A 14,377-nucleotide genomic window follows, 5' to 3' on the forward strand; every position below is an offset into this window, starting at 1 on the left:
ACAACGGGTAGAAAGTGACACGCAGACAAGCGCCACTTCTACAGTCATTTCGTATTTCGAGAGTTGGACAGCGCGCGACCCGGCGCGAAGTCTCAAATTACACCCGAACTCGACCGATGTCGAGGGCGAAAATAAATAAGCACCGCAATTGCTGAGTGCCTTCCCGTATTTATAGTGACATCCGGATATACCATTCGTCAAGGCCATTAGCGGTAATCGGCCACACATGAGCGCCAATTGTGAAAGAGGTCCGCGGCATTCGATCTGCCCGAGCGGCCTACCTGCGCCGATGCCTGTGAGTGGTGGGCGATCCGGCACCCTGGGGTGCCTAGGCCCATCGACGGATGCGCCCGATCCTGAATGGACGAGAACGTTCCCCTCAGGAGGTCGACACGGTGCTTTATTGGATGGTTCTGGCCGGCGCGGTCGTCGGCGGCGGCATCTGGGCCGCCCAGACATGGTTCGCGCGGACGGGTCGCAGTCAGCGGCTGAACGAGCGGCAGGAGACGAGTCGCGTCGTCCGGTCCGGCAGGCTGCCGGAGAACTGGAGTGTGTGGGTGCCGCGGTTGCAGGCGTATCGGCGTGGTTACGTGGTCTGGGGACGATTCGCCCTCGCCCTCGCCGCCCTCTACGCCTTGGGAGCCATGTCACATCTGCTCGAACACGACAACGCGAAGGCGGCTCTCTTCGGCGGGCTGGTAGCGCTCTTCCTCGCTTCGGCCTACGCCGCCCGTCGCCAGGTGCGCGGCACCGACAAGCTGCTCCACCAGTGAGACACCCCTGACCGACCCCTCGAATCGATCACAGTAACGCTCGCTATCCCATCCACGACGTGCTTGGTGACATATGGCCCGTCGGGGGGCCAGCCCACCTGTCGGTACTGGAATGGGATCGGGACATGGCTTTTCGCGAGTTCTTCGCGCGGCATCGCATCGCTTCGGCCGTTGCCGCACCAGCAGTTCTCGGCGTGGCGGCGATAGTCGCCGCGTCGTTCGCTATCGATTCGCCGCCGCACACGGCGGACACCCAACTCAAGGCTTCCGTCACGGAGTGCCACGACATGGTGACCATCTCGGTCGCCGGTCGCGGTGACACTCCCACGGCGGGGACCACGAAGTTGCTGGTCGACGCCAACGGCAACGAGTTGCCCGCCGCGCTGGCCGGTGACCACAACAGCCGCTGGGTCGACCCGGTGGTGAACGCTCCGGCCGACGACGTCGACCCCGGCTCCTACGCCGCGGTCTACATCGCCTATCCGGCGAACATGGCCACCTACGAAGACGCCGTCAACGCGGGCGTCGCGAACACCCAGCAGGTGATGCGGGAGATCGCGGAGGCCTGCCCGGACACCAAGTTCTCGATCGTCGGCTACAGCGAGGGCGCCGACGTGGTCCGCCGCGTGGCGATGAACATCGGGCACCAGGAAGAGGGCGGTCAGCAGATCGTCGATCCGGACGACGTGCTCGGTGTCGTCATCCTTGCCGACTCGGGCCGCTCGGCCGGAGACGGGCCGTTCCCCGGCTCGAAGGACCCGTTCAGCAACCCGGACGGCTTCGACCAGCAGTACCAGGACGGCAGGAAGCCGGTCTCGGGCCAGGGCGCGCTGCCCGGTACCAGCGGCGACTTCGGCAAGCTGAACGGCAAGATCGCGTCGTTCTGCTCCGAGGGCGATCTCACCTGCGCCGCGCCGGAGAACATCTCGCTGTTGCAGCTCGTGGTGAACGTGGGCAGGCAGATCAACGTCGACCAGCTCGAGCGCGAAGGGCTCAATCCGACCAACGGCATGGATGTCGCCGTGGTTCTGGGGGAGATCGCGATGGCGGCGTTCGCGGACATCGCGTCGCAGCCGAACTGGATGGCGAGCGACGAGACCTTCCTCGAGGTCCTGCTTCGGGTCTCCGATCCGGAATACAAGCCGGGCCAGCAGCCGAAGGAGCCCGCGAAGGCCGACTCGATCTCGACCGATCAGATGTCGCCGCTCGCTTACCTGCCGCAGAAGGTGCTGAACGAGATCATCGGTCTCGTCGTGACCAACCAGAACACCATCCCGGTGATCATGAGCGACCCGTACAAGCTGACGCTCGGACCGGACCACACCGGCCATCACTTCGACTACTGGCGCGACGCCAACCCCGGCGAAGGCAGGCCGCTGACCTCTGCCGAGTACGCGGCCGCGTGGCTCACCCACCTGGCGAAGCAGGCGCAGGCGGGCGAGACGGTCGACAAGTCCGCCGAGCCGGATGCCACCGATTTCGCCGCCGCGCGGGAGGCGGTGGAGTCCGCCACGGCGAAGCCGAAGGCCGCCTCGACCACCACGACGACCTCGGCCGCGCCGACCACCACCAGCACCGCGCCGACGACCACGAAGACCGACGCCGCCGTCACATCGACGACCACGGCGCCGACCACCACGCCCCCGGTTTCGTCCGAAACCTCCAGCGCTACAACGGCTCCGGAGGCGGCGAATCCGCAGGCGCGGACCTCGGTCGCGGCACCCGCCCAAACCGTGGCACCGGCTGAGCCCGTGGCGCCGACCACCACACAGCCGACCACGACCGCACCCACCACCACGACGCAAATCCCCGCGCCGACCACCACCGGCGCGAGGTGAGCTGGGCGAGGTCGACGGCCACCGAACGGCCGCCGACCTCTCCCGGCAACGCCTTCACGATCGTCCTGGGCAGTGGGCTTCCACTTCACGAGCGAGCAGTACCGCTGTGCCACATAAGCATTCGACGCCTCGCATAGCCACCGGCTATGTGGGGCGTGTGAAAGATGTGTGGGAAGCGCCTGCATCCCGCGGTGGCGCATGCAGGTCGGCTGGGGCGGCGTGGGTTCGCAGAGGGCGGGACAGGCGTACAGTTCGCAGCGTTCGGAGCAAACCTGGGCCGCTGCGCATTGGGATGTCGCGGGTGGTGAAACCGTTGAGGCCCAGGGTGATCAAAGCGGCGGCCAGGGTCGCGGAGGCGATCAAGGCCAAGGGGGAGACGGCGTCGGAGGGGGTGCGGCCCACCCATTCCAGTGGAGAGAGGTGGCGGAGCCATTCGGGTAGGCGGAGCGTGTCGGCGAGGGTCGCGATAACGGCTACGGCGACGAAGGCGGCCCAGCTCGCGGACAAAGCGGCAGGGCGAATTCCGTAGAGCGCCACCGCGAGTCCGAGCAGCACGAGAACGGACGGTAGGTACGAGAGCGTGGCGAGGGTCAGTCGCATCACGGCCGAGGAATCGCCCACTGCCAGCGCGTCGCTCACGCCGAGCGCGAATCCGCTCACCGTGGCGACCACGGCGGTGCCGCATCCGACGGTGAGTACCTCGGCGGCCAACCACCGCGCTCGCGAAACCGATCCGGCCAGCACGGGTTCCAGCCGATCGCCCGGCTCGTCCTCCGCGATCCGGCCGACCCCTTGCACCGCGAAACCGGCGACGATCAAAGCCAGCAGCACCGCGACGAACGACAGATACGCATCCGGATTTGCGCTGCCGCCGCCGAAGACGTCTTGGAGGGCGGCGTTGTCCGCCATCACGGTGCGGATGGCGTCGGCGAGCGCACCGAACGAGGTGGCCACCAGCGCGCCGATGACGCTCCACGCGACGATGCCGCCGCGGTGCCTGCGAAAAGCGAATCCCCAGGGCCGCAGCAAAATCGGTGACGCCGAGGCGGGTCCGCGACGGGCGGCCAGCACCCCGGCGCCGTGGTCGCGTCGCCCCGCGACCCAGCAGGCCGCGCCGAACAGCACCGCGGCGAAACCCAACGCCAGCAACACGGGCCACCACCGCGCCGCGCCGAACGGGCGCGCCTGCTCCGCCCAGCCGATCGGCGACAGCCACACCAGCCCGTTGCCGCGCACGTCGCCGATGCCGCGAAAAAGGAACGCCGCGATCAACACGGCGAGACAGATTCCCAGGATGTTCCGCGCCGACGCGACGATCTGGGCCGCCAGCGCCGCGATCCCGGCGAAACAGCAGCCGAGAGACATCAGCGCCACCGAATAGAGCAGCGCGCCAGACACTTCCAGCCCCGTCGCCAGCAAGGCGACAACCATGGACACGGAAACCAATATCAGCGCGGAAACGGTCAGCGCCACCGCCGCGGCGAGTCCGGCAACCCGGCCGACCGATCCGGCCCGCAACAACTCCGCCCGCCCGGATTCCTCTTCGCGCCGCGTCATCCGAGTCACCAGGTGAATTCCCATGAGCGGAAGGGCGAGTGCGCTCATGAAACCGAATTCGTAGGCGATGACTCCACCCAGATCGTCCAGTCCATAGGGTCTGCCGTTGATCGCGAACAGCGCCGCGCCCGATTCGGTGGCCGCCCGGTAACTCGCCAGCTCGGCCTGCGTGGAATACAGGCTGTCCAGCGACCACACCGTCCCCGCGAAGACGACCGCGAGCCCGAGCACCCAGCACAGCATCTGCCGACGGCTGCCGCGCAGTCCGACACCCGCCATCACCGTGAATCCGCGCACCGCTACACCCCCACCGTCTCGACGTCTTCGGCGGACGCGTAGTTGCGCAAGAACAATTCGTCCAGGCTCGGCGGATTCGCGGTGATCGACATCAACCCCGCCGCGTGCAGCGCGCCGATCGCCGCCCCGACGTGCCCGGCATCGACGCCGAAGGAGACCGCGTACCCGGCTCCGTCGTGCTCGATGCGAACGGAACTCACCCCGGGCACGTCGGTCAACACCGGCGGCGCGGTGGTGATCGCGTGCACGTGAGTCGTTGTGTGACGGCGCAATTCGTCCAGCGTCCCGGTCGAGACCGTCCGCCCCTGCCGGATGATGCTGACCCGGTCGGCGAGCGCCTCGACCTCGGCGAGGATGTGACTCGACAGCAGGACGGTGCAGCCCTCGGCCTTGCGTTCGGCCAGCGTCTGCTGAAACACCTGCTCCATCAGCGGATCCAGCCCGGACGTCGGCTCGTCCAGGATGAGCAGCTCGCTGTCACAGGCGAACGCGGCGACCAGCGCGACCTTCTGCCGGTTGCCCTTGGAGTAGTCCTGACTCTTCTTCCCCGGATCCAGTTCGAATCGTTCGACGAGGGCGTCGCGGCGGGCGCGGTCGAAGCCGCCGTGCGCGGCGGCGAGCACGTCGAGGCATTCGCCGCCGGTGAGACCGGGCCACAGCGAGACGTCACCGGGGACGTAGGCGATGCGGTGGTGCAGCCGCACTGCGTCGCGCCAGGGATCGCCGCCGAGCAGGCGCGCGGTGCCGCCGCTGGACCGGATCAATCCGAGCAGGATCCGGATCGTCGTCGATTTGCCCGCGCCGTTCGGCCCGAGGAATCCGTGCACCTCGCCCGCCTCGACCCGCAGGTCGAGTCCGTCGAGGGCAGTGAAGTCGCCGAACCGCTTGCGTAATCCGATCGTCTCGATGACGGCGTCGGCCATGGCCGCACCCACCTTTCAGAACGTTGGTGTGTACCGATGGTACACACTAGGGGTGCGCACGACTAGGCCCTAGGATGTGACCATGCCGCTCCCCCGCTTCACCCGGCTGCCCGCCGACGAACAACGCCGCATCCTCGATGTCGCGCAGCGGATCTTCGCGGAGGACGGCGTGGAAACCGCCTCCTACAACCAGATCATCGCGGCGGCGGGCATCTCGAAATCCTCGGCGTACAACTACTTCGACGGCCGCGAAGACCTGCTCTACACCGCGCTCGACGACGTCGCCGTCCGCCTCGCGGAGGTACTCGGCACGTGGCGGCGGGTCGCGGACGACGCCGAGTTCTGGTCGCAGCTGAAGACCATCGAGCAGCGGCTGCGCGCCCACATCGAAACGCACCCCGCCGACCTCGCGCTGATCGATCCGGCCTTCCTGCTGCGCGAACAGGGCGCGTTCATGTCCTGGATCGCCGACTTCGTCGCGAACGGGATCACCATCGGGATCATCACCGTCGAGACCGACCGCAACCTGCTGGTCGCCGCCACGGCCGCCGTCCTTCGCGCGGTCGACGGCTGGGGAGCCGCCGAGATGAAGGCGGGTCGGACGCCGGATCCGGATCAGGCCTGGGTCCTGCTGCGCAACCTGTGGGGCACCCCGCGCGCCTGACCGCGCGCGACTTCCTGGATCTGGCGGATCGGGTTGCCGATCGGCCCGCGCTGGCGAAAGTCGTTGCCGCACTGCCGCCTTCCGCAGCACATCGCCCGAAAGCCCAACGGAAGCGACGTACCGGCTGCCCATGGAAATCGGATCTGTCGGATCATGGGATCACCCGCTAGGCTCCTCGTGGATCGAAAGCGAGCGAGAGCATGAATTCTGTGGCGATGGCTCGGGGAACAGCGCGATGACCAAGCGCGGTTGGCTGCTGTTCCTGGCGATGGGCGTGATCTGGGGCGTGCCGTACGCGATGATCGCGGTCGCGGTCGAGGACTTCGACCCGGTGTTCGTGGCGTTCGGCCGGACGCTGATCGGCGGTCTGTCGCTGTTGCCGATCGCGCTGTACACCGACGCGCTGCGACCGGTCTTGCGACGCTGGCGACCGCTGCTGCTCTACACAATGGTGGAGATCTCGGGCCCGTGGTTCCTCATCGGGTACGCCGAGACCACGCTCAACAGTTCCACCGTCGGCCTGCTGATCGCGGCGGTGCCGCTGATCGCGGTGCTGATCGTGACCCGTATGGGGCACGAAACCATCGACGCACGAAGGATTTTGGGCCTCGTCGTCGGCTTCGCGGGCGTCGCCGCGCTGGTCGGCCTGGATGTGGATCTGTCGAATCCGGCGGCGATCGGCGCCATCGCGCTGACCACCATCGGCTATGCCGTCGGCCCGATCGTCATCAACCGTTCGCTGGCGGATCTGCCGCCGATGGGCGTGGTCACCGCCTCCCTGCTGCTCGCGGCGGTGCTCTACGTGCCGTTCGCCGCGCTGCGCAGACCCGAGCACTTCCCCGCGGACGCCTCGCTGTCGGTGCTCGGCCTGGCGATCGTCTGCACCGCGGCGGCGTTCCTGCTGTTCTTCGCGCTGATCGGCGAGGTCGGTCCGGCGCGGGCCACGGTGATCACCTACATCAACCCCGCCGTGGCGATCGTGCTTGGCGTTACGCTGCTGAACGAACCGCTGACCGCGGGAATGGCGATAGGATTTCCGCTGGTAGTGCTCGGATCGTTCCTCGGAACACGGCAGTCTCGCGCCGCCGCTCCGCAGGACGACCCCGCGCTCTCCGCGACGCCATGAGACACCTTTCGCGCAAAGGAGTTCCGGATTGACCCATGCCGATGTCGACGCCACCCGCACGGCCTACGACGACATGGCCGAGCTCTACACCGAATTCGCCCGCGGCAACCTGGCGACCAAGCCGTTCGACCGCGCGGTCCTCGCCGCGTTCGCGGAGCGGCTGCTGGCCAACGGTTCCGGTCCGGTCGCCGACATCGGCTGCGGCCCGGGCCGAATCGCCGCCCATCTCGAGTCGCTCGGCATCCCGACCTTCGGCATGGATCTCTCGCCGCGCATGATCGAACTGGCGCGCAACGAGTTTCCCGGCCTACGCTTCGAGGTGGGGTCGATGGAGGAGCTCACCATCGAGGACGGCGCATTGGCCGGACTCGTCGCCTGGTATTCGCTCATCCACCTGCCACCGGAGCGAGTGCCGCACGTGTTGAACGAGTTCTACCGGGTACTCCGGCCGAAAGGGCACGCACTGCTGGCGTTCCAGGCGGCGGACGCCGCGGACACCGTGCTCGCCTTCGACCACAAGGTGACTCGGGCCTACCGTTGGTCACCCGACCGGCTTGCCCAGCTGGCGCGCGAAGCGGGCTTCACGGTGATCGCCAGGATGGTCTGCGCGCCGGACCCCGACGAGCGGTTCGACCAGGCGTACCTGATGGTCGCGAAGGTCGACGATCCGGTGGGCTGATTCCGCGCACATCCTGGGCTACCCCCAGGTAGCTTTGGTACGGGTACACAGGTTTCTGTGGTGCGTCCCACCCGACAACGTGGTCGATTGTTCATTGCACAAGATCTCCACCGTCGTCAGGGGGCGACTCATACATGGAACTCATCGCACCGGTTGATGCCGTGTTTCTACTGGCCGAATCCCGCGAGCACCCGATGCACGTCGGCTCGCTACAGCTGTTCGAACCACCGGAGGGGGCCGGTCCGGAGTTCGCCAGGGAGACGCACGAAAAGCTGTTGTCCTGCCGCGAGATTCATCCGACCTTCCGCAAGCGCCCCGCCAATCTGCTCGGCTCGCCGCAGCTGGCCTGGACGCTGGAGGACGAGGTGGAGCTGGAGTACCACGTGCGGCGCATCGCGCTGCCCGCGCCCGGCACCCATGGGCAGTTGATCGAGCTGGCCTCCGGGCTGCACAGCTCCCTGCTCGACCGGCACCGTCCGCTGTGGGAGATCCACCTGATCGAGGGACTCAAAGACGGCCGCTTCGCACTCTATTCGAAGATGCACCACGGCTTGATCGACGGAGTCTCGGCGCAGCGGCTGTTGCAGCGCACGTTGACCGACGACCCGACCTCGAGCGAGGCGCGGGTGCCATGGAACCTGCCGCGTTCGGGACGCAAGAAAGAGTCGTCCAATTCCGGATTGCTCGGCGCGGCAAGGACTCTCGTCTCCGCCGCCGCTTCCGCCTCGCCGCTGCTTCGCGCGGCGCGCATCGCGCTGCGCGAACAGCAGGTGACGCTGCCCTTCGAGGCGCCGAAGACCATGTTCAACGTGCCCATCGGTGGCGCCCGGCGCTCGGTCGTTCGTTCCTGGCCGCTGGAGCGAATCAAGCAGGTGCGCAAGGCGACCGGGACCACGATGAACGACGTCGTGCTCGCGATGTCGTCGGGTGCGCTGCGGAGTTACCTGGCCGAACGCGACGCGCTGCCGGACAAGCCGCTGATCGCCATGGTGCCGATGTCGCTGCGCTCGGCGGACGACACCGAGACCAACGGCGTCAAGGTCGGCGCGTTGCTGTGCAACCTCGGCACCGACCTGGCCGACCCGATCGCCAGGCTGCGGACGGTGAGCGAGTCCATGCGGAAGAGCAAAGAGGTCTACAGCGAACTCTCGCCCGTGCAGTCGATGGCGCTCTCGGCGCTGATGGTCAGCCCGATAGCGCTGAACCTGGTGCCCGCGCTCATTCCGTGGACCACACCGCCGTTCAACATCGTCATCTCGAACGTGCCCGGTCCGCGCGAGCCGATGTACTGGAACGGCGCCCGGCTCGACGCCATCTACCCGCTCTCCATCCCGTTCGACGGCCAAGCCGTGAACATCACGCTCACCTCGAACGCCGACAACCTGGACTTCGGTTTGGTCGGCTGCCGCCGCAGCGTGCCACAGCTGCACCGCATGCTCGACCACCTGGAGGGCGCGCTCGCCGAGCTGGAGAACATTGGCGGGTTTGCCTGCTGATGGTGTGGTTCTCTGCGTGGGTACCCGCAACGGGAAGAGACCGTCTGCTGGTGCGCCGCCTGCGCACGGGAGCGCTGGGGGTACCGCGACAAAACTAGAACGTGTTACTGTCAATCTATGGTGCCCCACCGGTCGACGACGACGCTGCCGCGGCATGGCGATACCTGCGGCATGCGGCGGATTCGGCCGGTCGGGGCGGCAGTCCGTCGCCCGCGAGGCGAAGCCCGCGCGGCAACTATGTAACCCGTTCTAGAACGTCCGCGGCCGCTGCGATCCGGTCACGGCGTAGGTAAGGGAGACCAGCACCCGATGCGTACCGAAATCTGCGACCGGCTGGGGATCGAGTTCCCCATCTTCGCCTTCACCCACTGCCGCGACGTGGCGGCCGCGGTCAGCAATGCCGGTGGGCTCGGCGTCCTCGGCGCGGTGGGCTTCACCGCCGAGCAGCTCGAGGTCGAGCTCGCCTGGCTGGACGAGCACGTCAACGGCGTGTACGGCGTCGACCTGGTGATCCCCTCCAAGTACGAGGGCAAGGGCATCGACGACCTGACCCCCGAGCAGCTGGAAGCCAAGCTCGGTGAGATGGTGCCGCAGGGCCACCGCGACTTCGCGGAGAAGATCCTCGCCGATCACGGCGTCCCGCACCTGCCCGCGGAGGAGCATCACAACCAGCTGCTCGGCTGGACCGCGACCACGGTGGCCCCGCAGATCGAGGTCATCCTGAAGCACCCCAAGGCCAAGCTGGTCGCCAACGCGCTCGGCACGCCGCCCGCCGACGTGATCGAGCAGATCCAGGGTTCCGGCAGGCTGATCGGCGCGCTGTGCGGTTCGGTCAAGCACGCGCTCAACCACAAGGCCGCGGGCTTGGACTTCGTGGTCTGCCAGGGCACCGAGGGCGGCGGGCACTGCGGCGAGATCTCGTCCATGGTGCTCTGGCCGCAGGTCGTCGACGCGATCGGCGATATGCCGATGCTCGCCGCCGGCGGCATCGGCGACGGCCGCCAGGTCGCGGCCGCCATGGCCATGGGTGCGGCGGGCGCGTGGACCGGCTCGCTGTGGCTGACGGTCGAGGAGGCCAACGTGCCGCCCGCGCAGATGCAGACCTACATCGACGCGAGCAGCCACGACACCGTGCGCTCGCGCTCGTGGACCGGCAAGCCGTGCCGGATGCTGCGCAACGACTGGACCGACGCGTGGGAGTCGGCCGAGACCCCGGACCCGCTGCCGATGCCGCTGCAGATGATGGTGGCGCTGGACGGCGTCAAGCGCGGCCACCGGTACCCGGAGGCCGCGAAGGACGTCAACTTCAACCCGGTCGGTCAGGTGGTCGGCATGATGACCAAGGTGGAGCGCTCCGCCGATGTGGTCCAGCGGCTGATCAACGAGTACGTCGAGGCGTGCGATCGTCTCAACAAGCTCAACGGCTGATCACGCGGGCCATTCCGGCCAGCGCGCCGCCTTCTGCTCGAGCACCGGATCGGTGATGCCGCCCCAGCAGGCCAGCCGGTCGGCATCCCATCCGGCGAGCTCGGAGCCGTTGGCGTAGACGGACTGGAAGAATTCCAGCGCCGCGCCCACCGGGTCACCGGTGCGGCGCGCGGCGTCGTAGGGGTAGTACGCGGAATGGCCCGAGCCGGAGGCGACCCAGCGCGCGCCCGCGGGCTTCAGCGTCCGGTCCGCGAGTCCGTCCGGTTCCGGTGCGACGTAGGAGTAGAAGGTCGGCTCGGGGACCTTGTCGTCGCCGAACCAGAATCCGGCGCTGATCACCTCGCGCGAATAGGCCTCGCGGGTCACCGAATCGACGGTCGCGGGCATGTCGATCTGCCGTGGCGAGAACCGCTGCACCGCGATATCGAAAGTGTGCCAGAACAATTGGACGGGGCTGATCTTGCCGGAGTAGGTGGCGCTGAACTCCTCCAATATCCGCCCGACCTGGCTCGACACGCGAAAAGCCTTGCGCGCCTTGTCCGGATCGTAGGCGGCGTGGTCGGTGTCCTCTTCGAACGGCCGGTCGGAGTCGGGCAGATCGAAGGGGTGCGGGTGCGGCATGACGACCTGGATGCCGAGGTCGCCGAGTCCGCCCATCACATCGGTGTAGAAGGTGGCGACGGACTGCTGGAGCAGGTCGATCTCCACCTCGACGCCGCGATCGGTCGCGATGCGCAGGACGTGGTCGAAGAAGTCGAAGGAGCAGGTGAACACCGGCCCGTTGCGCGCGGTGCCGAGCGGAACGGTGGTCCAGCCGCGGGCGGTCAGCCGGAAGGTCATGTGCCACCAGTGGTTGCGGCGGATGCCTTTGGCCAGGGCGACCTTGCCGACCACCTGGGCGAAACGGTGCAGCGTGTCCTTGGTCGGACGCCAGGATTCCAGCGGTATGGCGGGCAGCGATTCTGCTGACTCGGTCATGACGAAAACGGTACGACCGACTCCGGCAATGCGCTGGCAAATCGCGCGGCCCACCCGATTCGGCAAACAGTCACCGACACGTGCACAGTGCGGAGCCGGCACACCGGCAGGCCGTGCTTTTCCGTTGGTGGGCACTCGCCCGGAGATCCACACTACGAGCAGGTACACCCGCCCCCGCCAGTCCGATGACGGGACGGCCCGGCACCGTGAGCGTCGGCGCCGAATCCGCGGGTCACCGCACGCGGTCGAGTATCCGGCCGCACCCATCACGCCTCCCCGTGATCGGACAGCGGCAACGGTTGCCCCGAGCGCGTCGGCGATGCCGTCCAGCCAGATCCAAAATATCTGTCTCAGACGCTATTGATCGGGATAAGTAATGAACAAGTGACCAAGTTCCGAGCGGCCGCGGATCGCGCGACCGCCCGGGACGACTGGACTCAGACAGCCCGTTTTGTACGTTTCGCCGGATCAGGCGGTGGCTGCGTGCGCTTTCTCGACCTCGGCTTCGCCGCCGCCGAGCAGTTCCTCGAACCGGGCGATGACCTTGTCGTGGTACATCCCGAACAGGTCCTCGAACAGCGCGAGCTGCGCCTCCGACGGGCCGGAGCCGGATTCCCACACCGCTACCAGCGCCCGCCACACCAGCACGTGCAGGTCGGCCGCGCCGGCGAAGTACGCCTCGATCGCCTCGGGCACCTCGAGCACCATCTCGCCGATGGTGTTCAGGATCGCCCGCTGCATGCTCAGTCCGAGCGCGGTCAGCAAACGCCGGACCAGAGCGACCTCGATGGCCAGGATCTGCCGGTAGTCCGGAACCTCCAGGCGGGCAAGGGCTTCCAGTTCGTCGATGGCCGCCTTCAGCTCGGCCGGGTCGATCTCCTGTTCGCTCGCGGTGTAGGCGAGCAACGTCTCCATGACGATGCCGCGCTGCACGTCGACGATGTCGTGGAACATCTCGATCGCGACGTCGGGCATCGGCACCGAGAAGCGGAACAGATGGCGGTACACGTCGAGGCCGCCCGCCTCCCGCACATCGCGGATGGTGAAACCCTTACCGCGACGCGCCTCGACGAATCCATACGATTCCAGCCTGCCCAAGGTCAACTGCGCGGTCGCGCGATTCATATCGAATTCTTCGGCGACCTGGCGGACCGACGGCATCAAATCCCCCGGCTGATATTCCCCCGCGGCAACCCGGCGCGCCAGCTCGTCGGCAACGTCGGCGACTACCGTCTGGGATCCCATCGGATGCCACCTTTCGACTGTTTTCCCATTACGTCCCAGACAGTCTAAGCCCTGCTGTACGAGACTGCATCTGTGTAACACCGATCCGCGCACAGTGTGAGGTGATTCATGGCCATTCGCCGCCCGCCCGCGCATTCGGGTACCGAATCCCCAGGTAGACGTTTTTTCGCGGTGTCGGCCGATGGTGTGCCTCCGGTCCGTCGTTCGATACGCACTACCCGGTTTGGAGTGCCGGTGGCCTACGCGGGTCGTCGGACGCCGCCCCCGCCATGCTTCCCGCCGCCGTGGACGCCGCCATCACGGCGAGCATGGGCCCGGACTGGCGCTGGCATTTCCGGGAATTCGACGAGCGCCGCGCGGGGGCCGCCTCGATCGGCCAGATGCACCGCGCGGTCTGGCGCGACGGGACACCGGTCGCGGTCAAGGTGATGTATCCCGGCGGCCGCGCCGCGGTGACGGGAACCGAGGGCCCGTATCGCGCCGAGCTCGCGCGCTGGTACCCGGAACTGGACGAGATCGCGCACGGTCCGGTGGGCGCCGCGCCGGTTGCTCCGGCCGCGATCTGCCTGATTCGCGATGCCGACTCGGCGCAGGTTTCCTGGGCTGACCTGCGCCGATTCCCGAAATGAGCGCTGGATTCCCGTCTGGGACACTGCTGGATTCCTGGACCAGAAGCGGCTGGAACTTCGGAACACTCAGCGAGACAACCACTCCAGCCAGACCGGCATGATCAGCGCCGCGATCGCGTCGTAACCGGCTTCGCTCGGGTGCGCGCCGTCGCCTTCGCGCACCTCCCGCATCCACACCTCGTTCGCGCGCAGTTCGTGATGCACGCGGGCGTACGGCGTTCCGGCCGCGGCGCAGATCTCGGCGAAGCGTTCGTCGAGGTGGGCGATCCTGGCGTTGTGGGCGTCGCCGTCGACGGGCGGCGGGGCGACGATCATCGTCTGCCAGCCACGCTCGGCGGCGCGCGCCAGCACGGCGGTCAGGTTGGTCGCCGAGTCGTCGGGATCCACCCGCGGCGAGCCGTTTTCGAGCACGGTGTCGTTGACGCCGAACGAGAGGACCACCCTGGCGTCGGTCCCCTCGGGCAGCCGCGGCGCGCACTCGGCTTCCCACCGCGCGGCGATGTCCGCCGAGGTCTCGCGCCGCACGCCGAGGTTGTATCCGGTGAACGGCGTGGCGGCGGCGCCGAGGCGGCCGACCCAGCCGAGGCAGCGGGGATCGCCGACACCCGCGACGAACGAGTCACCGACGAAGCAGATGCGAAGATCACGAGCCACCGGTCGATCCTCTCGTGCACTGTCGCGCTGCGGAATTCCGGCCGCTCGAAATTCGCCGGGCGAAGGCAATAAGATCGGCGTGTTCGTCCG

At 67.7% G+C, this 14,377-nt stretch carries 12 protein-coding genes and 1 pseudogene; 8 read left to right on the forward strand and 5 right to left on the reverse strand.

All coding sequences use genetic code 11. The annotated features are described in order from the left end of the window. The first annotated feature begins 407 nt into the window (after positions 1-407). Positions 408-773, forward strand: coding sequence for a hypothetical protein (locus T333_RS02405; protein WP_357245447.1), 366 nt, complete (start codon positions 408-410; stop codon positions 771-773). 125 nt (positions 774-898) lie between these two features. Further along, positions 899-2,611, forward strand: a complete 1,713-nt coding sequence (locus T333_RS02410; RefSeq protein ID WP_496423558.1) for a cutinase family protein — start codon at positions 899-901, stop codon at positions 2,609-2,611. A gap of 144 nt (positions 2,612-2,755) precedes the next feature. Here T333_RS02410 and T333_RS02415 read toward each other — a convergent pair whose 3' ends face one another. Next, positions 2,756-4,465 carry an ABC transporter permease gene (locus T333_RS02415; RefSeq protein ID WP_496423559.1) on the reverse strand — a complete coding sequence of 570 codons (1,710 nt, stop codon included), beginning with the start codon at positions 4,463-4,465 and terminating at the stop codon, positions 2,756-2,758. A gap of 2 nt (positions 4,466-4,467) precedes the next feature. Next, positions 4,468-5,388, reverse strand: coding sequence for an ABC transporter ATP-binding protein (locus T333_RS02420; protein WP_496423560.1), 921 nt, complete (start codon positions 5,386-5,388; stop codon positions 4,468-4,470). 82 nt (positions 5,389-5,470) lie between these two features. Between T333_RS02420 and T333_RS02425 the strand changes: the two genes are divergently transcribed. The 5 genes from T333_RS02425 (at position 5,471) to T333_RS02445 (ending at position 10,781) form a co-directional block, all read left to right on the forward strand. Further along, the gene (locus T333_RS02425) at positions 5,471-6,052 is read left to right on the forward strand and encodes a TetR/AcrR family transcriptional regulator (RefSeq protein ID WP_354998377.1); all 582 of its coding nucleotides are present in this window, start codon (positions 5,471-5,473) and stop codon (positions 6,050-6,052) included. Between the two features lie 235 nt (positions 6,053-6,287). Then, the gene (locus T333_RS02430) at positions 6,288-7,178 is read left to right on the forward strand and encodes a DMT family transporter (protein WP_496423561.1); all 891 of its coding nucleotides are present in this window, start codon (positions 6,288-6,290) and stop codon (positions 7,176-7,178) included. 28 nt (positions 7,179-7,206) lie between these two features. Further along, a complete protein-coding gene (locus tag T333_RS02435; protein WP_496423562.1) occupies positions 7,207-7,857 on the forward strand; it encodes a class I SAM-dependent DNA methyltransferase in 651 nt (216 codons plus the stop codon). Between the two features lie 134 nt (positions 7,858-7,991). Continuing rightward, positions 7,992-9,353 (forward strand): WS/DGAT/MGAT family O-acyltransferase, encoded by a 1,362-nt coding sequence (locus tag T333_RS02440; protein WP_357245465.1) that lies wholly within the window; start codon positions 7,992-7,994, stop codon positions 9,351-9,353. A 309-nt stretch (positions 9,354-9,662) separates the two neighbouring features. Then, a complete protein-coding gene (locus tag T333_RS02445) occupies positions 9,663-10,781 on the forward strand; it encodes an NAD(P)H-dependent flavin oxidoreductase (RefSeq protein WP_354998373.1) in 1,119 nt (372 codons plus the stop codon). On the opposite strand, the gene T333_RS02450 is transcribed toward T333_RS02445, so the two are convergent. Further along, a complete protein-coding gene (locus T333_RS02450; RefSeq protein ID WP_354998372.1) occupies positions 10,782-11,759 on the reverse strand; it encodes a DUF5996 family protein in 978 nt (325 codons plus the stop codon). A gap of 468 nt (positions 11,760-12,227) precedes the next feature. After that, positions 12,228-13,004, reverse strand: a complete 777-nt coding sequence (locus T333_RS02455; protein WP_496423563.1) for a FadR/GntR family transcriptional regulator — start codon at positions 13,002-13,004, stop codon at positions 12,228-12,230. Positions 13,005-13,270: 266 nt separating this feature from the next. On the opposite strand from T333_RS02455, the pseudogene T333_RS02460 reads away from it, so the two are divergent. Beyond that, positions 13,271-13,633: pseudogene (locus T333_RS02460) on the forward strand (AarF/UbiB family protein); the annotation flags it as partial. A 66-nt stretch (positions 13,634-13,699) separates the two neighbouring features. On the opposite strand, the gene T333_RS02465 reads toward T333_RS02460, so the two are convergent. Continuing rightward, the gene (locus T333_RS02465; RefSeq protein WP_496423564.1) at positions 13,700-14,287 is read right to left on the reverse strand and encodes a DUF459 domain-containing protein; all 588 of its coding nucleotides are present in this window, start codon (positions 14,285-14,287) and stop codon (positions 13,700-13,702) included. Positions 14,288-14,377: the final 90 nt, after the last annotated feature.

Source organism: Nocardia sp. CNS-044 (genome assembly GCF_059570515.1).

Excerpts from the sequence above, each read along its gene's own strand:
- T333_RS02405 (WP_357245447.1), top strand. The coding sequence starts at position 408 with ATGGTTCTGGCCGGCGCGGTCGTCGGCGGCGGCATCTGGGCCGCCCAG.
- T333_RS02410 (WP_496423558.1), top strand. The coding sequence starts at position 899 with ATGGCTTTTCGCGAGTTCTTCGCGCGGCATCGCATCGCTTCGGCCGTT.
- T333_RS02420 (WP_496423560.1), bottom strand. The coding sequence starts at position 5,388 with ATGGCCGACGCCGTCATCGAGACGATCGGATTACGCAAGCGGTTCGGC.
- T333_RS02425 (WP_354998377.1), top strand. The coding sequence starts at position 5,471 with ATGCCGCTCCCCCGCTTCACCCGGCTGCCCGCCGACGAACAACGCCGC.
- T333_RS02430 (WP_496423561.1), top strand. The coding sequence starts at position 6,288 with ATGACCAAGCGCGGTTGGCTGCTGTTCCTGGCGATGGGCGTGATCTGG.
- T333_RS02440 (WP_357245465.1), top strand. The coding sequence starts at position 7,992 with ATGGAACTCATCGCACCGGTTGATGCCGTGTTTCTACTGGCCGAATCC.
- T333_RS02445 (WP_354998373.1), top strand. The coding sequence starts at position 9,663 with ATGCGTACCGAAATCTGCGACCGGCTGGGGATCGAGTTCCCCATCTTC.
- T333_RS02450 (WP_354998372.1), bottom strand. The coding sequence starts at position 11,759 with ATGACCGAGTCAGCAGAATCGCTGCCCGCCATACCGCTGGAATCCTGG.
- T333_RS02455 (WP_496423563.1), bottom strand. The coding sequence starts at position 13,004 with ATGGGATCCCAGACGGTAGTCGCCGACGTTGCCGACGAGCTGGCGCGC.